Source organism: Bacteroidota bacterium, from assembly GCA_016706865.1.
Lineage (GTDB): Bacteria > Bacteroidota > Bacteroidia > Chitinophagales > BACL12 > UBA7236.
Map to the genome: position 1 here is coordinate 473,604 of JADJIS010000001.1, position 19,599 is coordinate 493,202.

General features: G+C 35.7%; 18 protein-coding genes. 4 read left to right on the forward strand and 14 right to left on the reverse strand.

The window, feature by feature from the left end:
• Positions 1-97: 97 nt before the first annotated feature.
• Complete coding sequence (uvrA, locus tag IPI31_01930) at positions 98-2,878, forward strand: excinuclease ABC subunit UvrA (GenBank protein MBK7566559.1); 2,781 nt, start codon at positions 98-100, stop codon at positions 2,876-2,878.
• A 42-nt stretch (positions 2,879-2,920) separates the two neighbouring features.
• Positions 2,921-3,766 carry a mechanosensitive ion channel gene (locus IPI31_01935; protein MBK7566560.1) on the forward strand — a complete coding sequence of 282 codons (846 nt, stop codon included), beginning with the start codon at positions 2,921-2,923 and terminating at the stop codon, positions 3,764-3,766.
• A 978-nt stretch (positions 3,767-4,744) separates the two neighbouring features.
• Here IPI31_01935 and IPI31_01940 read toward each other — a convergent pair.
• Together IPI31_01940 and IPI31_01945 are read right to left on the reverse strand one after the other, a co-directional pair.
• Positions 4,745-5,368 (reverse strand): hypothetical protein, encoded by a 624-nt coding sequence (locus tag IPI31_01940; GenBank protein ID MBK7566561.1) that lies wholly within the window; start codon positions 5,366-5,368, stop codon positions 4,745-4,747.
• 364 nt (positions 5,369-5,732) lie between these two features.
• Positions 5,733-7,958: a gliding motility-associated C-terminal domain-containing protein gene (locus IPI31_01945; GenBank protein ID MBK7566562.1), complete on the reverse strand. Its 2,226-nt coding sequence runs from the start codon at positions 7,956-7,958 to the stop codon at positions 5,733-5,735.
• Between the two features lie 121 nt (positions 7,959-8,079).
• Between IPI31_01945 and IPI31_01950 the strand changes: the two genes are divergently transcribed.
• Positions 8,080-8,628, forward strand: coding sequence for a hypothetical protein (locus tag IPI31_01950; protein ID MBK7566563.1), 549 nt, complete (start codon positions 8,080-8,082; stop codon positions 8,626-8,628).
• Between the two features lie 232 nt (positions 8,629-8,860).
• Here IPI31_01950 and IPI31_01955 read toward each other — a convergent pair whose 3' ends face one another.
• The 3 genes from IPI31_01955 to IPI31_01965 form a co-directional block, all read right to left on the reverse strand.
• Entirely contained in the window at positions 8,861-9,928 is a 1,068-nt protein-coding gene (locus IPI31_01955; protein MBK7566564.1) for a hypothetical protein, read from the reverse strand.
• A gap of 443 nt (positions 9,929-10,371) precedes the next feature.
• On the reverse strand, positions 10,372-10,881 hold the full coding sequence (locus IPI31_01960; protein ID MBK7566565.1) for a ferritin: 510 nt from the start codon (positions 10,879-10,881) through the stop codon (positions 10,372-10,374).
• Positions 10,882-10,950: 69 nt separating this feature from the next.
• Entirely contained in the window at positions 10,951-11,121 is a 171-nt protein-coding gene (locus tag IPI31_01965) for a hypothetical protein (protein ID MBK7566566.1), read from the reverse strand.
• A gap of 69 nt (positions 11,122-11,190) precedes the next feature.
• Between IPI31_01965 and IPI31_01970 the strand changes: the two genes are divergently transcribed.
• Entirely contained in the window at positions 11,191-12,276 is a 1,086-nt protein-coding gene (locus IPI31_01970) for a glycosyltransferase (protein ID MBK7566567.1), read from the forward strand.
• 590 nt (positions 12,277-12,866) lie between these two features.
• Here IPI31_01970 and IPI31_01975 read toward each other — a convergent pair.
• The 9 genes from IPI31_01975 to IPI31_02015 all read right to left on the reverse strand — a co-directional run bounded on the left by IPI31_01975 (position 12,867) and on the right by IPI31_02015 (position 19,551).
• The gene (locus IPI31_01975) at positions 12,867-13,337 is read right to left on the reverse strand and encodes a DUF1572 domain-containing protein (GenBank protein MBK7566568.1); all 471 of its coding nucleotides are present in this window, start codon (positions 13,335-13,337) and stop codon (positions 12,867-12,869) included.
• Between the two features lie 79 nt (positions 13,338-13,416).
• Entirely contained in the window at positions 13,417-13,656 is a 240-nt protein-coding gene (locus IPI31_01980; protein MBK7566569.1) for a DUF1059 domain-containing protein, read from the reverse strand.
• A 61-nt stretch (positions 13,657-13,717) separates the two neighbouring features.
• Positions 13,718-14,704, reverse strand: coding sequence for a HipA domain-containing protein (locus IPI31_01985; protein ID MBK7566570.1), 987 nt, complete (start codon positions 14,702-14,704; stop codon positions 13,718-13,720).
• On the reverse strand, positions 14,704-15,030 hold the full coding sequence (locus IPI31_01990) for a HipA N-terminal domain-containing protein (GenBank protein MBK7566571.1): 327 nt from the start codon (positions 15,028-15,030) through the stop codon (positions 14,704-14,706). Before IPI31_01990 ends, IPI31_01985 begins: the two co-directional genes overlap by 1 nt.
• The gene (locus tag IPI31_01995) at positions 15,027-15,245 is read right to left on the reverse strand and encodes a helix-turn-helix transcriptional regulator (protein ID MBK7566572.1); all 219 of its coding nucleotides are present in this window, start codon (positions 15,243-15,245) and stop codon (positions 15,027-15,029) included. The genes IPI31_01990 and IPI31_01995 overlap by 4 nt, the downstream gene beginning before the upstream one ends.
• 203 nt (positions 15,246-15,448) lie before the next feature.
• Entirely contained in the window at positions 15,449-15,892 is a 444-nt protein-coding gene (locus IPI31_02000) for a hypothetical protein (GenBank protein MBK7566573.1), read from the reverse strand.
• 276 nt (positions 15,893-16,168) lie between these two features.
• On the reverse strand, positions 16,169-17,362 hold the full coding sequence (locus IPI31_02005) for a hypothetical protein (GenBank protein MBK7566574.1): 1,194 nt from the start codon (positions 17,360-17,362) through the stop codon (positions 16,169-16,171).
• A 158-nt stretch (positions 17,363-17,520) separates the two neighbouring features.
• Positions 17,521-18,798, reverse strand: coding sequence for a DUF4935 domain-containing protein (locus tag IPI31_02010; GenBank protein MBK7566575.1), 1,278 nt, complete (start codon positions 18,796-18,798; stop codon positions 17,521-17,523).
• A 174-nt stretch (positions 18,799-18,972) separates the two neighbouring features.
• Positions 18,973-19,551, reverse strand: coding sequence for a hypothetical protein (locus IPI31_02015; GenBank protein ID MBK7566576.1), 579 nt, complete (start codon positions 19,549-19,551; stop codon positions 18,973-18,975).
• Between the last annotated feature and the right edge of the window lie 48 nt (positions 19,552-19,599).

Here is a 19,599-nt window from a genome sequence, read left to right on the forward strand (position 1 = left end):
AACAAGATGGACAAACTTTACGTCATTTTTTTACAAAAGTTTCAATAAAACACCTTTGAAAGAGAAAAATAATCATAAATACGACCATTCAGACGCAATATTTATAAAAGGTGCCCGGGAGCACAACCTGAAAAATGTAGATGTAACCATCCCCAGAAATCAACTTGTGGTAGTTACCGGAGTAAGCGGATCAGGAAAATCGAGCCTTACCATTGACACTTTATACGCGGAAGGCCAACGCCGTTATGTGGAAAGTTTGTCGTCGTATGCCCGGCAATTCCTTACCAGGCTCGACAAACCCGATGTGGACTACATCCGTGGAATCTCGCCTGCCATCGCCCTTGACCAAAAAGTTACCACCAGAACCACGCGATCAACGGTTGGATCCCTGACGGAGATCTATGATTATATGCGATTGTTATTTGCCCGGGTTGGAACTACCTACAGTCCAATTTCCGGTCGCGCTGTAAAAAAGGATGAGGTGAGCGATGTGGTGGATCATGTGGAACAACTACCGCATGGCTCCAAAGTCTATCTTATTGTGGAGTTAAATTCCGATAAAAGTAAAAAGCCGGACGAAGTTGCCCGCATCTATCAGCAAAAAGGATTTACGAGATTTTATATTGATGAAACAATTGTAAAAATTGATGAGGTTGCGGAGAATCCGAAATTGGTGAAAAAAAATGCAATCATCTATTTATTGATCGATAGGATAATTATTAAACCGGAAGATGAATATGCAGGTGATCACGCATTAAAAGAAGAAGCTCGTCAGCGCATCGCCGATTCCGTTGATCTTGCGTTTTATGAGGGACATGGTTCATGTATAATTAAGGTGGAAGGAAATTCTGAACGCATGTTTTCCAATCGTTTTGAAGCAGATGGAATTGTATTTGAAGAACCGAGCCCACATTTTTTTAATCAGAATAATCCTTATGGAGCATGTAAACGTTGCGAAGGTTTCGGAACAATTATAGGGGTGGATAAGGATCTTGTTTTTCCAGATAAAAATCTTTCTGTTTTTCAGGGAGCAATTGCTTGTTGGAAAGGAGAAAAAATGAAATTATGGTTGGATGAATTAGTTAAAACTTCCGGCAAATTTGATTTCCCTATTCATAAGCCGGTATATAATTTAACTAAAGAACAATACGAACTTTTATGGACCGGTAATGAGTGGTTTGACGGATTAAATAAATTTTTCAAAATGCTGGAAGAGAACGCGTATAAAATTCAATATCGCGTTATGTTGGCAAGATACCGCGGAAAAACTATTTGCCCCGAATGTTTGGGTTCACGAATTCGCAGTGATGCAAATTTTGTGAAAATAAATGACAGATCTATTTCCAATTTAATAGATATGCCAATTGAAGATCTTGCAGTTTTTATTAAGAATATTAAACTTACTGTATTTGAAGAAAAGGTTGCTTCGCGAATTTTATTGGAAGTAAAGAATCGTTTGCAATATATGCTCGACCTCGGATTGGGATATCTTACACTCAATAGAAAAAGTAACACCTTAAGTGGTGGCGAAACACAACGCATTAATTTAACGCGTACTTTAGGAAGTAATTTAACTTCCTCCCTTTATATTTTAGACGAACCAAGTGTAGGATTACATCCACGAGATACCGAACGCCTGGTAAAAGTATTAAAAAATTTACGCGACCTTGGAAATACCGTTGTTGTGGTGGAACACGAGGAAGAGGTAATTAAAAATGCAGACCATATTATTGATATTGGACCCGAGGCCGGAATTCACGGTGGAAAAATTACAAGTATTGGAAATTACGATACTATATTACATGATAAAAATAGTTTAACGGGAAATTATTTATCAAATAAAAAACAAATTCCCATTCCAAAACATCGCCGCAAATCTTCCAACAAAATTGTGATGCGCAATGCACGGATGCATAATTTAAAAGAAATTGATGTTCATATTCCGCTTCATAGTCTGGTTGCAGTTTCCGGTGTAAGTGGTTCAGGAAAAACTACACTCATTAAACATATTTTATATCCTGAGCTAATGAAAATGCTGGATGATACCAGCGACACGGCATTTATTTCTAAAACAATTGAAGGTGATGTTAAAAAAATAACGCAGGTTGAAATGGTTGACCAGGATCCGATCGGGAAATCGTCGCGTTCCAATCCTGTAACCTATGTTAAGGCATACGATGAAATTCGCGAATTATATGCTCGTCAGCCACTTTCAAAAATAAGAGGTTACAAAGCAGGATTTTTTAGTTTTAATGTGGATGGAGGAAGATGTGAAACTTGTAAAGGGGAAGGTGAGATTATTGTGGAAATGCAATTTCTTGCAGATGTGCATTTAACCTGTGATGAATGTAATGGTAAAAGATTTAAGGAAGAGATACTGGAGGTTTTATACAACGGGAAAAATATTTCCGAATTATTGCAATTAAGTGTGGAAGAAGCACTGGAATTTCTGAAAGCAGAAAAAGAAACCGTAAATAAATTACAGCCTTTGTTTGATGTTGGATTGGGGTATGTGAAACTCGGACAAAGCAGTAGCACTTTATCGGGAGGAGAAGCACAACGAGTTAAACTCGCTAGTTTTCTCGGAAAAGGAAAAGGCAGGGAACATGTATTATTTATTTTTGATGAACCAACAACAGGATTACATTTTCACGATATTAATAAATTATTGGATGCCTTTCACGCTCTTATCGATTGCGGGCATAGTATCATCGTAATAGAACATAATCTGGAGATCATTAAATGTTGTGATTATATTATCGACCTCGGTCCGGAAGGTGGCGAAAAGGGCGGATATTTAGTTTATGAAGGTGCACCTGAGGGGATACTAAAGGTAAAAGAAAGTTACACCGGTAAATATTTAAAGGAAAAAATGTAATCTGGAAACCCTGATTCATTTTATTCGTTGTATTTTTATAGTGTGATGGTATTACAACAAACAGTATCTGATAATCCGTGGTTAAAATTCAATGAATGGGGTGATACTATCGCGCATCGCTGGCCCATTTTTTTAACTGCACTGGTATTTATAATATTAGTATTTATTCTTTCGCGTTTTGTAAAAATAATCGCGACAAAGATCTTACACCGAAGAGATGGAAATGCGGCCATTGCAACGGTAATGGCGAGTTTTATTTCCATCATTTTTATTACCATTGGAATATTTATCACTCTTGGTATTTTAGGACTAAATCAAACGGTAACTTCCCTTCTTGCAGGTGCCGGAATTCTCGGTTTGATTTTAGGTCTTGCATTGCAGGACACTCTTTCCAGTGCAATAGCAGGTATTATCATGACCACCAGAAAGAGTTATAAGGTGGGAGATTTTGTGGATTCTAACGGATTTTTAGGAATTATTGTGGAATTAAATTTACGCAACACCACCATTCGCCAAACCAATGGTGTTGATGTTAAAATTCCAAATAGATTAGTGCTGGGAAATCCCTTAATAAATTACACATTAAATGGAGAAATTCGCATCGACATTAATATTGGAATTTCCTACAACGAAGATCTTCATAAAATAGAATCACTTATACAAAACGCTTTTAAAGAAGTTAATTACAACAATAAAAAAGAATTAGAAATTTATTTCACCGAGCTCGCACCCGGCTCCATAAAACTTTTAATTCGTTTCTGGATCTCCAAGTTCAAACAAATAGATCAACTCAGGGCACGCAGTGAAGCAGTAAAAAAGATCAAGGAAATTTTTGAAGCAAATGGTGTAGTTGTGCCTAACCCTTTTATTAATTGGGATACTAAATAAACCTCAAAGGTTTTAAAATGTAGACCTACCAGGTTTCCCAAACCTGTGAGGTCGGCAGGGCAAATTCAAAGTTTTAATTTGGAATGAAATTTTTCTTTCTACTGGCCGAAAATCAGACCTCACAGGTTATAAAATGTAGACCTACCAGGTTTTCCAAACCTGTGAGGTCGGTAGGGTAGAATCTAAGTTTGGGTTAAAGTGAAATTTCGTAGTTACTCCTGCCGAAAATCAGACCTCACAGGTTATAAAATGTAGACCTACCAGTTTTCCAAACCTGTGAGGTCGGTAGGGTAGAATCTAAGTTTGGGTTAAAGTGAAACTTCGTAGTTACTCCTGTCAAAAATCAGACCTCACAGGTTATAAAATGTAGACCTACCAGGTTTCCCAAACCTGTGAGGTCGGTAGGGTAGAATCTAAGTTTGGGTTAAAGTGAAATTTCGTAGTTACCCCTGTCGGAAACCAGGCCTCACAGGTTATAAAATGTAGACCTACCAGGTTTTCCAAACCTGTGAGGTCGGTAGGGTAGAATCTAATTTTGGGTTAAAGTGAAATTTCGTAGTTACTCCTGCCGAAAATCAGACCTCACAGGTTAAAAAAAACCTGGTAGGTCGATTTTCTAACCTTACAGGTCGGTAGGGTAGAATCTAAGTTTGGGTTAAAGTGAAACTTCGTAGTTACTCCTGTCGAAAATCAGACCTCACAGGTTAAAAAAAACCTGGTAGGTCGATTTTCTAACCTTACAGGTCGGTAGGGTAGAATCTAAGTTTGGGTTAAAGTGAAACTTCGTAGTTACTCCTGTCGAAAATCAGACCTCACAGGTTATAAAATGTAGACCTACCAGGTTTCCCAAACCTGTGAGGTCGGTAGGGTAGAATCTAAGTTTGGGTTAAAGTGAAACTTCGTAGTTACCCCTGTCGGAAATCAGGCCTCACAGGTTAAAAAAACTGGTAGGTCGCTTTTCTAAACTTCATTTCGGAATTAGTTCTTTTCAATCCAATTATTTTCTTGCCTAATGGATTTTGCAAAGTCACTATGGAAATTAACAAATTCCTCAATATTACCAAACCACTTAATCACCTCCTCCGCTTTAACATAGGAATTATTCCTCTTTGATATTTGATGATATGAATTATGTGGCCATTCTTTAAAATCATCCACAAATTTATGATGCTGTGCATTAGTATGAATATAACCAATTATTTGAGAAAGTTTATTATCAGTTTTGATTTCTACTCTCTTAAAACTTTCGGCAAATAAACTCCCTTTTCTAGAATATTGTTTGTTTATTGACTTTGAATAAGAATTAAAAAAATTAGAAAATTGCTGTGAAATATTTAACATTTTATATGGCACTTTTTTCTCTTTGCAAAAAATTTCACTTTGATGAATAATTTCATTTTCATTTTTTATTTTAATTAATAAATGAAAATGATTTTTTAAAAGATTGTAACAATAAAGATCTAAAACAGGGAAAAGATAGTACTTTATTTTACTAAGGAAAAAAGCGTAATTCTTTTCCTCAAAAAATATATTGTCCTTGTTATTGCCATGATTATAAATATGATAGAAATTGTCAAAAATTAAAGGTTTATAGAAATCCATATTGTTAAGGAATTATTTGCGAATGTATATAATTTAAATTAAAATTAGTTGTTAATTTTTTAAAAAAAGCAGCGGCTTTTAAAAACAATTGAAAAATAATCACCTTAATTAATCGAGTAAATTTATTGAGTCGAATACAGCGAGGTAGGTAGGGAAAATTCATAGTTTTGATCTCGAAAGAAATTTTTCGAAAATAAAATCTCACATGTTAAAAAAAACTTAAACCTACCAGGTTTCCCAAACCTGTGAGGTCGTCAGGAGGAAATTTAAGTTTAGGGTAAAGTGATACTTCTTTCTCGCCAGCCCGAAAATCAGACCTCACAGGTTAAAAAAAACCTGGTAGGTCGATTTTCTAAAATTAACCTCACCTCAACAACGTAACCGTCCCATTCAACGTATAAGTAACAGGCCCTTCAAATGTTTCCACCTGATAAGTTATTAAAGTGATATAAGTGCCTATCTCTGCAGGCTTATTGCGAATATTTCCGTCCCAGCCTATATTGATGTCGGCGCTATTATAAAGCAATTGTCCCCAGCGGGAAAATATTTTAAGATCATAATTTATAATCGGATTGTAGGGGACAACATTAAAATCATCATTCACACCATCTTCGTTAGGACTAAATGCATTGGGCACAAAAATGTCGTGTCCACAACCCGGGGTGAAATTAATTTCATCAAATGAGGTACAATTAAATTCATTCGTAACTTCTACTGAATACAAACCGGGCACCGTAATTAATTGTGTTGAATTTGTATTTCCATCATTCCATAAATAGGTGGAATTAATTTGTGTTGCATCCAATAAAATTTCATCTCCCAAACAAATAATACTATCACTTCCCAAATTAAAAACAGGAAGTGACCAGGGAGTTAAAATTATAGAGGAATCAGTTGTGGAACATCCAATTGCATTAGTTATAGTAACCCAATAAATTCCTTCCTCTGCTGCGGTAAAAGTTTGTGTGGATGATCCGTCTTGCCATAAATAACTAACTACACCAGCACCTGCATCATAAATAAATTCCTCACCAAAACAAAATTGAATTGTATCCGGAAGATTAAGTGGCGGTGCATCATTTACAATTATTGTTATGCTATCAAAATCGGTACAGCCAAAGGCATTGGAAACTGCAACAAAATAAATTCCGTCATTATAAATATCAAGTGTTTGATCTGTAGTAAGATCATTCCATACATATTCAAATCCGGCTCCGGCATCTAAAATAAATGGATCCAGATAAACACAAACGGCAGTATCATTTCCTAAATCCACAACAGGATAGATCAGCGATTCCGGAATATTTGTCATCACACCACCAACAGCTCCGGGTTCTGCACCATGCGGAGTTCCGGTGCAAAATGCTCCAGGACTCGTAATTATTCCCGGTAGACCACCAACATTATTTAAAAAAACATTAGCGGGTAAAGCCGGCAATGAAATCCCAAGATAACCACCGCCTCCACCACCACCCGGACCATGACAAGTTCCCGCCCAGATCGTGCTTTCTATACTTCCGCCAAATCCACCAATTGTATTTACGTAGAGATCAGAGCTGTAATTAGAAACGCGCAAAATAACTGAGCCGCCTGCACCTGCACCACCAGCGCCTTCTGAGTCGGTGATTTCAATTACGTTGTTTGCATTTGCATTTATGGCAAATCCTCCTCCATCAATGGTATTTGCATTTATCAAAACCAATCCGCCGCCATCCGAACCATCGGTAACCTCCAATCCATTATCCTGATGTCCGCCTCCACCACCTCCACCCAAAAATGCCCGATCTTCTGAATAATCCAATGCAATTCCGGGTGTAGCCCAAATATCATCATAGGGAAAACAACCTGTCCATTCGTAAGCACTAACACCTCCTGCACCAAAATTACTTCCTCCTGCACCACCATGCTGCCCTGAATTACTTCCTCCTCCCCCATTTGCAGCTTTGCCCCTGCTACCTGCAATATCAGAATCTAAAACAACAATTCCTTCCCCTTTTTCACCCCCAACACAAGAAAGTATACCCGAATAATCAGAATAATAATCATTTACACCGCAACTGAAAAAACTAGTGCAATGTGTCCCACCTCTGAACCCCTGTCCTGTAACATTTATATTGGCGTTGAATGTTAAAGTATTTGTTACTTCCAAAACCACAACTCCACCCGTAACGCCATTCCAATCTGTTGCCGTTACATCACCAACTATAGTTACATTATCATAAACAGGAACCCGTATTAATTGTACAGCAGCGGCAATATCATAAGTTCTGCAGAGCGGATTTTCCACAGTAATGGTAAGTCCGGAAATACTGATAATGGTCCCAAACTCATAATATCCGGCACTATTGTAAGCTAAAACATCACCAAAAGCAGGGGAATCGGTTTCATCAATAGTTGCACCTTTCATTTGTATGATAACAACACGATCACCAACAGCAAAACCTGCAACCGAGGCACAGGTAATATCCGCAAGATCAACTGCAGTTACTGCGGTATACACGTTTATTACCCCCGAAATTGTTTGGGAATAAGTGGAAGAGATACAATAAAATAGTGCAACCAAAATGGTTAGCCCTTTCTTTGATGCCATGATCCGAATTTAACACCTTGCCTGAGGAGGATCGGATTATTAAAGATAAGGTATAATGTCGATTTTAAAAATCTAACTATAAAAATTTAATATCTACTTTCGTGGAGAAATTGAAAAACAAATGACTGGAACAATATTATTGGTAATTGCAGGATTATTTTCACTCCTGATCGTGATCGGATTATTTATTTCTTCGAAATACAAATTCAATAAGAGCATACAAATAAATAGCGATAAAAAAAATATTTTTAATACAATAGATGATCTCAGTACCTGGAAAAAATGGAGTGCCTGGAGTGTAGAAAATGATCCGAAAATTGTAATCACTTATGACGACAAGGAATCAGGCAACGGAGCTATGATGTTTTGGAAAGGAAAAAAAATGGGAAAGGGAGAAATTAAGATCACCAACACCGAACCATATAAAGAAATTGTATTAAGTGCAATTTTTAATAAAGGTGTTTTTAAAATGGATTTTAATATTCAATTGGAAGAAATAAAAGAAAATGAAATTCTCGTAAAATGGATAGTAAGCGGAAAAACCCGTCGCGGAGCATTTGCAAAGATTTTGGGAAGGATGTTACCTAAATGGATGGGAAAAGATATAGAAACTTCACTAAAGGTGCTTAAACATTTGTGCGAGGGAAACCTGGGAGCAATTGACAATTGATAATTGACAATTGACAATTAACAGCCAAAAAAGGAGAAAGGAGAGAGGAGAAAGGAGAAAGGAGTTTAAATTTCTTGCGAAATTTTGCGTGATTCCATTGTTTGTTTTCCAGATACTTGATACCTGATACCACAAAGGGAGTTCAAATTTCTTGCGAAATTTTAGCAAATCCCACTGTTTGTTTTCCTATGTCGAATTCCCTTGTCCTATGTCAAGTCCTATGTCCTAGGTCCTATGTCCTATGTCCCATTCCCCCTAACCGCAACTTCACCTGCTCACCAATTTGTTTGAATGATTGGAAATTAAGTGGGAACTCGAGTAATACATGGAGGAAACTGAGGAAATATAATGCTGTTAAACCTGTTCTGTAATCGAATGAATACAGCACTACTGCAGCAACCCACAAAACAACAATTATTGCCAAACCAGGTCTGGAAATTTCATGCCATTTGATAACGGATGTTTTGGAGAACCAGTTTAAATAGTGATAGGTGTAAGCATATGCAATAAATCGTGTGATCAGAATTCCGGAACTTGTATTATAAATAATATCCCGCAATCCATCCATACTCCGCACACCTTCCAGCATATGTGGCATAAGCCATTCAAAAACGGTATAGTTCAACGAAAAAAATGATTCATTATAAGCAGACTTTGCATAATCTGAAATAATATATCCGGGTTGCCTGAATAAAATAAAAAAACTTACTGCACACAATAAAAATATCAGGATGGAAAAATATCCCGATACACTTTTTCCTTTTAATGCTCCAACTAAAATAAATGCCCCTGTGAAAATAAAAACGTGTATCAATGTTGGAAGAAATACTGCAAATAAAACGAGATAAAACTCACTCGAATGCATTGCGAGTCCTAAAAGAAACAGCAGGGAATAGCTGATCACTTTAAATGTGTTACTTTTTACAAGTATCATAATTAAAGCTGCTCCAAAGGAAAGAAAAATTAAGGTAGGTGTGAGTGAGCCCGCGCGTTCGGCAATATTTGTTATCCCCACATCAATAAAATTCCCATCCACGTCGGTGGGGAACACCCAGGAAAGAATGGGTCGTATGTAGGAAAATATTAGAATTAAAAAACACAGCACCAATAAAAAAATAAAATCCTTTTTTCCTTTTGTGAAATAATTTCTTTTGTGTAGCCAGGATATTTCAGTTAGATAATGCAAAGGGCCTAAAAATGCATAGGAAAATAAAAACAATTCGAAGGGAATTATAAATGCGGCAATTGCCGAAATCAACATTAATCCAATATTTAAATAGTTTACCTGGGCTGTAGTCATGCAACAAAATTAAAAAACATTTCACGGTTAGCCAATTGTGTGTTTTTTCACGCAAAGTCGCAAAGACGCAAAGGTGTTATGCCAGTAGTTTGACTTTTCTCACGCACAGCCCTCGATGAGGTGCAGGTGTCGCAGGGGCAGTTAGCAAACAAAGATTGAATTTTTTGATTTTCAATCAAATAGTATTTGTAATTGAAATCATAATTGAAATAAACCAAAAATGGCCGCAAAACGGCCATTTTGATAAAAATTTAATTTTTGTGACAAACTTTTTTTCCCTTCAGAGAAAAAAGAGCATTTGGGTGATTCAAATAAAATTTCGCAAGAAATTTAAACTTCTTCTCTTCTCTCCTGAAGTTGTATCACGTATCAGGAAATCAAATAATGGTGTCCAATAAAATTTCGCAAGAAATTTAAACTCCTTTCTCCTCTCTCCTTTCTCCTCACTTTCCTCCACCTGCAGCAGTCATGCCGGCAAGTTCGCGATCTATCCAGTAGAGACCTCTGGAATCGTCAGGACCCAATAAATTGATCTTTTCGAGAACGCCACGGAATAATTTTTCTTCTTCATGTTGTTCAGCCACATACCATTGCAGGAAGTTATAAGAGGAGTGATCTTTTTCATTCATACAAAGATCCACCAGCGAATTTATCGATTTGGTAACATCCAATTCATGGTCAAACACAGCTTCAAATAATTCTTTTAGCGACTTAAACTTGGTTGGAGGTTGTTTTATGTTTGGTGCGAGTGCGTGACCGCCTGCATCGTTAACATAATTGAATATTTTCATCATGTGCATGCGTTCTTCGTCTGCATGTCCATATAAAAACACTGCGGCACCCTGTAATCCCTTGGCATCGCACCAGGATGCGGCCGAGAGATAATAATTAGAAGCATAAGCCTCCATTTCTATTTGGCGGTTTAAAGCGGTTTCAACCTTTTTAGTAAGCATATCTGAATAATTTTTCACAATGTTAAACAATACACCTCATTAGTAGTTCGAATACAGCGGAATTTATAATTATTCTAAACTAGAGGCTGTGGCAACATCGGTGGGGTCGTCGCTGTTTTGCTCGGTTTCTTGTCCGAACTTAGGGCAGTCACAACCTTTTGTGCCGTCAAATAATCCACAGGAAGAAAATACAAGTGGTAATATTAATCCGAGGAGCAATAATGTTTTTCTGATTTTCATAGCTTTGCGGCACTAATTTAAGCAATAATTTAGAATACACCTCAAACGACAATAATTAAACCAATATTTTTGAGCTCCTCCGAAAAGAAAAAAATTTTAATTGCCCCTCTCGACTGGGGATTAGGACATGCCACGCGCTGCATACCGGTTGTTCGGGCTTGTCTGGGTATGAGCCACGACGTAATAATTGCCTCTACCGGCCGCTCCCTGCAACTGTTAAAAAAAGAATTTCCACAATTAACCGCAATTGATGTTCCGGCCTACGATATCCAATATCAGAAAAAGGGAAGTTTTATTATTAAAATTATTAGTCAATTAGGAAAAGTGTTTCGCGGAATTAAAAGAGAACATAAAGTAACACAACAAATAATTACAGAACACAAAATAGATCTCATTATTTCAGACAACCGTTATGGTATTTATAGTAAGAATGTATATAGCGTAATCATCAGTCATCAAATGATGGTAAAGATCCCAAAATTTAAAATTGCAGAACCCTTCGTGTATTTATGGTTGCAATATCAGCATAGAAAATTTAATGCGATCTGGATTCCCGATGTAAAAAATGAACCTAATATTTCAGGTGATCTTTCACATAAATATAAATTGCCTAAGCACGCACAATTTATCGGTGTGCTTACCCGCTTCCGCAAACCGGAAATTCAGCCGGCTATAAAATATAATGTGCTCGCAATTATTTCGGGACCGGAACCGCAGCGCACAATTTTTGAAGATCTCATAATTGAACAAGCGCAACAAACTACTAAAAAATATGTAATAGTAAGTGGCATATCAGAAAAAAATACGGATATTCAAATTAATGATAATATTCGAATTATCTCACATCTTCCGGGAGAAGAATTATTCCAATTAATTTTAAGTTCTGAAATTATTATTTCGCGCGGCGGATACAGCACTTTAATGGATCTTGCCGTATTAAATAAGAAATGCATATTTGTCCCAACTCCCGGACAAACAGAACAAGAATATCTCGTAGAGGAATTACATGATAAGAAAATGGTATACGGAATAGATCAAGGACAATTTAAGTTGCAAACGGCACTGGAGGAAGTGGAAAAAACTAAAGGGTTTTATGTGGGAGTTGATGTAAAGGAGTTTGAAGGGGTGCTGAGAGATACAATAAATGGAATTTAATATCAGATAACAATCAAAAAATAAAAAATTACAATCGGATAGACTACCCGGAAAGAATTTCTTCGCTTGGAACCTGTAGATCAATAATAAAGAATATCGAACAAAGAATAAAGAACATTAATCGGATCGTCAACCCAAAAGATATTACTCCGAATTAAACCTTGATAAATAAAAAAAAACAATCGGATCGACACCCGGGAAATATGACTCCGTAGTGAAACCGTAGAATATAAAATAACAATCAAAAAATAAAAAATCCGTCAGTGGCCGGGCAGGCATTAATCGGATCGACTGCCCGGAAGATATTACTCCGAAGAGAACGTTCGATGTAAACGGAAACTAACTCCCCTATGGGGTAGGGGGCCAAAAACTTGAAAATAAATATCGAATAAAGAACAAAGAATAAAGAACAATTAACAAATCGACACCATAGGTGATTTTCCTCCGAAGTGAACATTGGATAATATCCAATAACAATCAAAAAATAAAAAATAACAATCGGATATACACCCGGATGATTTTCCTCCGTATCAAACTCTTTCAACTCCTTCAACCCTTTCAACGAACCGCCAACAAAGTTTCATGCAGAATCAGTTTTCCCTCCGTAATATTTTTTTCAATAAACTTATTTGTCCTAAATGATAATGTGTATGCTCAATAATTCCATGCATATTTTTGTAATAATTGCAGTATTTCGAATCACTAAATGTTTCCAATAGTTTGGATTCATCCATTTTGCCGAGTTGAAGGGCAAATAATTCTGCTTCTGTTAATGTTTTCGTAACTAACTTCTGCCAGTCCTCAGAATTATTGATTTCAGGTACATTAAAACTTAATTTGTCACTTGCATTTAATGGTTCTCCATGCAGCACCTTCAAAACATTTTCCACATAATAATTCATATGAAAAACAAGCGTTGCAATAGTATTCAGATCATATACTTTAGTTTTAGCTTCTTCCCAACTTATATCGGCTAAAGTATCCTTAACATTTACAGAAGTCCAATTACCTCCGAAATGTACATCTCTGAAATGTTTTGTTATTTGATTTATTATTGACATAATATCAATATTAAGTGTCTAATACATATTATTTTTTACCCCTGTATCAAAGGCATCGAATTCGACGCCTTTGAAATGTTTATTCCGAATCAGGTAAAAGTTCAAATTCTTTTCGTTTGCCTTCAAACCATTCGTTCATGGCGTTGGAATTTTGCATTAACTCACGCATTTTTCCCATTGCCTGAAGATGAGGCTGATCCATTTTTTGCATCATCTCCATACCGTGATCCTTACTCATTTGAGCAATTTCTTCAAAGCTGTTTGCTGTGAATTCTGTGTCACAAGCGCCACCTAATTGTTTACAGGTCATTGTTTTCATAAAAAAAATGTTTAATTTATAGTTTTAATAATTTTTTAGAAGATAAAGCTAATAGTTTAAACTAAAACTTCATTAATTGTTTAAATTTATTTTGATAAGTCTGCCAATAATTTCTTTTGCTCGATTCACTTAAAAAGGACGCATGAATCATTCTTTTTACTTCAGTGGATTCTGATAACATTTGATCCATAATGGCTTTAAAAATATCCTCATTTATTTCGGCATGTTTGGCCAGTAATGAAAATTGATTTCTTATATTCCCTTTACTTAAATTTTTAGGTAACAATCCATCGTTTAAGGCAAAGTCTTTATCGTCAACATGGATGCGACTGTTCAACAGATCATAGGCGGGACTCAATCGATAATCTCCCAGATCAGTTTCGGTTATTGAAAAATTTTTAAGATGTGCATCGCCATTAGAAAATAAATAATTAAATAAAATTAATTTTAATAATTTAGGTGATTCTGATCTATAAGCAGGTAAGTAATATTTCATTAATTCAAATAGATCGAGATAATTTCCCGAATATTTATAATGTTCGCCATGGGTTTGGGGTGTTTTTCCTGCAAGTGAGGCAAAATCATCCTGGGCATTTTTTGTGCCATCTAAATTTATGTCAAATCGTTTTGTAATGTAGGCAGGTGTTCCATCTGCAAAAAAAATTAATGCATTTTCCGCAGTTTCTATTTTGAATATCTGTCTAGCAATTTGCATGGTAAGATGCTCATTTGCCGGCATCTGCTCAATTCTTTTTCCTGCAGTGGGAATGGGCTTCAATATATGCGTTCCTTTTTCTCCTTCCCTTGCTAGTTTTAATTTGTTTTTTACCATGATTAGGGAAAATTTTTCCTGTACTCCCGAAATAGAAATGTGTTTTCTGTTATCTTCAAATATTTGATCTGCTTTTGAATTTGAGGAGGGGGAATTATATGGTAAGATGTGATGAACTTTTCTGTCGTTAAAAACTCTTTTTAAGCAGGTTCTACTGTAGGTGGTAAAACCTCCTGCTAAAGTTCCGGGGCAGAATTGTATTTTTGGTAAAGTCACTATTCTTTAATTTTTATAACACTCACCGCTCCGATGCTATCATATTTTGCTGTGATCATTAATAAACCAAAATGATCGTCGTTATCAATTCGGTGATGTTTGCAGACAATGTATTTATTATTTCCTTCCGGCAACATGTTGTAAAAAAATGGGAATAAAAATTTTGACCTATACTCCTCCTCTCTTTTGGGCAAGGTTAGGCTTATACCCGGCTTGCTGTCATCTGCCAGCCAGAACCTATTATACATAAAGGAAAAATTACCATCATCAAATTGTGTTAATACTCCTGCTTCTTCTTCCTTAAAAAATATTTTTGCCGATCTCATTTAGTTTCCGACCTATCTTTTATTTTTAAATACAGATCCAATCCTAAAACATCTGCAAGTTTCTTCAGTGTTAAAATTGTAGGATTCCCCTTGCCGCTTTCAAATTGTTTTAGGGTACGCAATCCCACACCCGACAATTCTGCAAGGGTTTCCTGCGTAACGTTAAGTTCTGTGCGACGTGCTTTAATAAGTTTAATCAGATCATGAAAGTGCATTATACGGCTCTTTTACATGTAAATATAAGGGTAAAATTAATAAATATATAATAATGTGCGTTAAAATGCACTTTATTATACATTTATCGGTAATAATAATATAAATATATTAAATGGTGCAGTATAATGCACTTTATAATATAATATCCTTGTTTCTAAATTTTCGGTGGTGGGTCCTCGAAGGGAATTGTGTCGGTGTAGTATTAATCAATTATCTGAATTTCCCTGTCAAAAACCCATGCATTATGATGGTTGTCATATTTACTCTTCATAACTTCATCAGCAATAAATTCATTTTCATTTATCCCAAATTTGTAATTTACAATATTGGAAAAATCCTTTCTCCAAAGCGAAGCCTGTAAATTGTTGTCACTCCATAAAAGTTGGCCTTTAAATAATATTTTAACCCGCCTTGTCTTTCCATCAGCAACCATGGAAAAACTTATTTTATTTTTTTTATCTCCATAAATATGATATCTCGTCAGTTTAAAATTATCGCCAACTTGATCTATAATAAATATGCTTCCGGTTAACCCATCTGGTTGGTCTTCTAACTTACTTTTTTCAAGATTTAATATCCAGGTTCCGGAGTAGTTTGGGCTCTGCGAGAATATTTGTGCAATGGGTAATAATAAGAGTAAGATCAAAAAATTAATTTGGGAGGATTTCATTATCAGAATAAAATTAAGTTTATTTTTTAGATTGATGAAATATTTAATTAATAGAAAAATGCGATGGGCTGAATTCCATAATTACATCCAAAAAAATCCTTTTTATCCGCCCGATCTGCGTCATCCGCGCCTGTCCGCCCACCGGCGGGTTCCCCTTTTTTTCACACCGGCGATTCCATCACCGTTCCGCAATTTTTACTTGTGCGCAGATCAACATCCAAATAAAATTGAAGTCCTTGTTAAAAGCCGTTATTAATCCTGATTTATAACCGGGCCTTGATTAATTCCCTCACGAAAGGTTAAGTTGAAAACCATAACACCTTCATGACGTTGGGCACTATCGCCTACCGCCACCAATAATTTTACATAACCGCGAATTATTCCCTGCTTATCACAGGTAAGGTCGCTAAATTGCACTGCTATGTGCTTATTATTTATGTCATTACCTTCAGTAACTCTGATTATAACCGGCAGGTCATTTGCCACATTCATTTGATCTGAAGCAGACAAAAACAATTGATGTGTTTCCCCATCATCATTATCACTCCAGTCGGTTTTTAAGGATGTTGTTATGTCTAATGCTCTCAACACCTGCAATCGTATATCGGTGAATGTTTTATTTGCAGGATCATAACTAAAAGGTATTTTAATCTCTTCCAATTGCGGGTATTCTACCCAGGGTTTCCAATCAGCGTAATTATCATCGCATGGCTTTTTAGTATACATGGATTCTTCACGAAAACGACCTTTTGCAGCATCTTGTACAAGCATCACTCTTATCTCGGGATCGGTTACATTTTTTCTTTCCCACCAAATGGCTTCAATTGGATGTATTTCGTCGGGATCACCTGAAGCTCCCGGATCATTTACATATGCACCATAAATACAAAGATCATAATCTAACAATAGGCTTGGTCTCCCGGAATATTTTATAGGGAACCACATATTATCCCAGAAATTGGGTTGTGGGGTCACTTCGCACAGAACCGATCCATCATTAAATAATTCTTTATGTGTGTTTGAGGGACTTACTATCATCCTCCAGTCATACTCCATCTGTATAAAGGTTTCTTCATTTGTTCCTGCGTAATGGTCAGCTGCATGTCCCATATCAACTGTGTAATTAGTCAATTTGCCTTTAAGCGTTTCTTTAAACTTCGTAATGGGTATCCATGGACCCGGCTCTGCCTCTGAACAACCTATGTAATTACTTCTTAAGTTGGTAACTTTTAATCCCATTTGCATTATCTGAATGCGCTCAAACTCGCGCATAAAATCACCATCCGGCTCGGGAAGTTTACTTTTGAATATTATTTTATCAGGGTTATTGGTTACAGGGTTTGTGGAGGTTTTTGGTGTGGCGGGAGTTTTTTGTGTCTTATCGGCACATCCTGAATTCAGGCAAACCAAAACTAGAGCAGAATATAAAAACAAACGGGTGTTCATATTAAAAGTTTTTAAGTAAAAAAATATTAAAATATGGAGGACCTTTTGTAAAGGTAAAAAAATGGATTGGTAAATTTTAGAGAGTTAGAGATGATGTTTAACCTCTTCAATTTTGCACTGAAGTCCAGCTTTTGCAAAACCCCTGTTGTGCGCACTTCTCACAGAATAGTGTATAATTTATTCATAGTGGCAATCATTATTTGTAATTTTTCATTCCATAAAAAAAATTCTTCTTTATTTATACTCTCGATATTAGTTCGGTCATGAGCATGAGTTAGTAAATTCTTGATTTTATTTAAAACTAAAAATTCGTCACGAGTTTTTTTATCTATGTAATTTCTATCCAAAAAATCCCTAATTATACTTACCACAGGCTTGTATTCATATTTTTCGATATCCACATATTCAGCGATTGTTCTAATTATTCTCTCTAAGCCAATAAAGTCTAAAATAAAATCCTTTTCGTACTCTAGTTTTGGTGAATAGTAATCGATTGGTAATAATACAAGTGACTCAAAATGAAGTTTTAAATGTGTACTGAAAAATCTTTCTGCATCTAAAAAAAACAAACTTTGGTTAGTTGCTAAAAATGCTGATTGTATGTAATGGCTATGTGGCTCTTTGTTTACTTTTAACCAATCTCCTTTTGTTGTATCGTAAGTTAAGAATATTGCATTTTTATTTTCTGTCTTTATATATTTTATCATTTCGTGGTATAAAATATAATCTCCGTATGGATTGTCTGGCTTTTCAATCAAATCTCCTAATCCTGGGAATGAACGCTGTGGCTTTCCTATTTCAGACTTAATCTTGGAGACGTCAATATTTTTCCTTAATGTATCAAATTCTGAATGAAGAAATTTTATGTCTTCCTCAGTCAAATTGTTCAATAAAGTCATCTCTTTTATTACAGAAAGAAGTTCATCCTCATACTTTGTTTGCGGTAGTTTCTCTTTTATTTTTTCAACCTCTTTAGCAAGTTGAATATAAGTATTATCCGCTTCCATACTGATTTTAGATAGCTTCTCCTCTAAAAATGTAAAGTCGTCTAGTAATATTTTGTTATTGTCAGTGTATGATTTGATTTTATTAATTATGTCATCTTTAAAATTATCTTTTAGTTTAGCAAGTGTGTCTTCGAAATATCTCTCAATTATATCCTCTCTATTCTTTATAAATTCCTTTTGGACTTGGGAAGTTATAATTATTTGTTTTTTATGTTTTGTTAAGAATGAAAGAAGTGCTTTACGGGATTTAAAAGAAATGCTATAATATCGTAGTAAAATATTGGTATCTAAAAAGATAGGAATTTTCTCTTTAAGATCTAAAGCGTTATTTAAATCAGCTCTGTATTTAGCTAGGCTATCAACATAAGAAGTGACAGTTAACTCTTTAATTTTATTGCCGAAGCTAATTTCTTTAATCTGTATTTCCATTATTTGTTTTTTAAGTATGATAGGCTTTCAAATTGCGTACAACGTTTTTCGGCTATGCTATGTGGCGGATTTTTAGCAATAAAGTTCATTAGAATTACTGCTGTTGAACCTTGCACAACATTTTCATAGAAGCACTTCAGCCCCCATATCGCCAAACCGATGTTAGGCACTGGCTTATTCTTCATCACAAATATTTGTCAACTGTTCAGCAGATAACACTAGCAAATTATTAGTTCTAAAAGTTGGTTTGTCTACACTCTGTAAGAATGTGAAATATCGATACAAGTTCAAGAAAGCTTTATGCATTTCATTATTGTAGCCAACTGCAATACCTATTCTTCCTAAAACGGATGCATTTATTGCACCTCCCATCAAATGTTTTCTCGATACCGCATTTTCAATTTCGACAGCAACAAAACACCGCGAATTGTAGTTAAAATATCTTATCTCATTCAACTTCTGATGCACTTGTTCTTCAAGTTCTTCTGTAGGCATGTCTTGATTTATGAAAGATAGATTATTTAAATGACACTTGATTAGTTTAGTTACAAATACAATATTTTTCTCAAATAGCACGTCATACTGATGAATAAGCTGAACGCCATTCTCTATTGAAAAGGGTCCTACGGCAACGTCAAGACGTGGTGAATAAGTGTTTGCCTCCATCTGGGTTCTCCATTCACAAACTGCAGGCGATCCAAGTTTTTCTTCTAGAAGTCCTCGTAAAGTTTGTTGATACTCAGTTAGTGACATAAATTACGATTTTAATTTATTTTTTGCGATTGAACGGTTTCGGCACTT

Bases quoted from the DNA above. Each gene is read 5' to 3' on its own strand.
- IPI31_01940 (MBK7566561.1), bottom strand. From the start codon at position 5,368: ATGGATTTCTATAAACCTTTAATTTTTGACAATTTCTATCATATTTAT.
- IPI31_01945 (MBK7566562.1), bottom strand. From the start codon at position 7,958: ATGGCATCAAAGAAAGGGCTAACCATTTTGGTTGCACTATTTTATTGT.
- IPI31_01950 (MBK7566563.1), top strand. From the start codon at position 8,080: ATGACTGGAACAATATTATTGGTAATTGCAGGATTATTTTCACTCCTG.
- IPI31_01955 (MBK7566564.1), bottom strand. From the start codon at position 9,928: ATGACTACAGCCCAGGTAAACTATTTAAATATTGGATTAATGTTGATT.
- IPI31_01960 (MBK7566565.1), bottom strand. From the start codon at position 10,881: ATGCTTACTAAAAAGGTTGAAACCGCTTTAAACCGCCAAATAGAAATG.
- IPI31_01965 (MBK7566566.1), bottom strand. From the start codon at position 11,121: ATGAAAATCAGAAAAACATTATTGCTCCTCGGATTAATATTACCACTT.
- IPI31_01975 (MBK7566568.1), bottom strand. From the start codon at position 13,337: ATGTCAATAATAAATCAAATAACAAAACATTTCAGAGATGTACATTTC.
- IPI31_01980 (MBK7566569.1), bottom strand. From the start codon at position 13,656: ATGAAAACAATGACCTGTAAACAATTAGGTGGCGCTTGTGACACAGAA.
- IPI31_01990 (MBK7566571.1), bottom strand. From the start codon at position 15,030: ATGAGATCGGCAAAAATATTTTTTAAGGAAGAAGAAGCAGGAGTATTA.
- IPI31_01995 (MBK7566572.1), bottom strand. From the start codon at position 15,245: ATGCACTTTCATGATCTGATTAAACTTATTAAAGCACGTCGCACAGAA.
- IPI31_02005 (MBK7566574.1), bottom strand. From the start codon at position 17,362: ATGAACACCCGTTTGTTTTTATATTCTGCTCTAGTTTTGGTTTGCCTG.
- IPI31_02010 (MBK7566575.1), bottom strand. From the start codon at position 18,798: ATGGAAATACAGATTAAAGAAATTAGCTTCGGCAATAAAATTAAAGAG.
- IPI31_02015 (MBK7566576.1), bottom strand. From the start codon at position 19,551: ATGTCACTAACTGAGTATCAACAAACTTTACGAGGACTTCTAGAAGAA.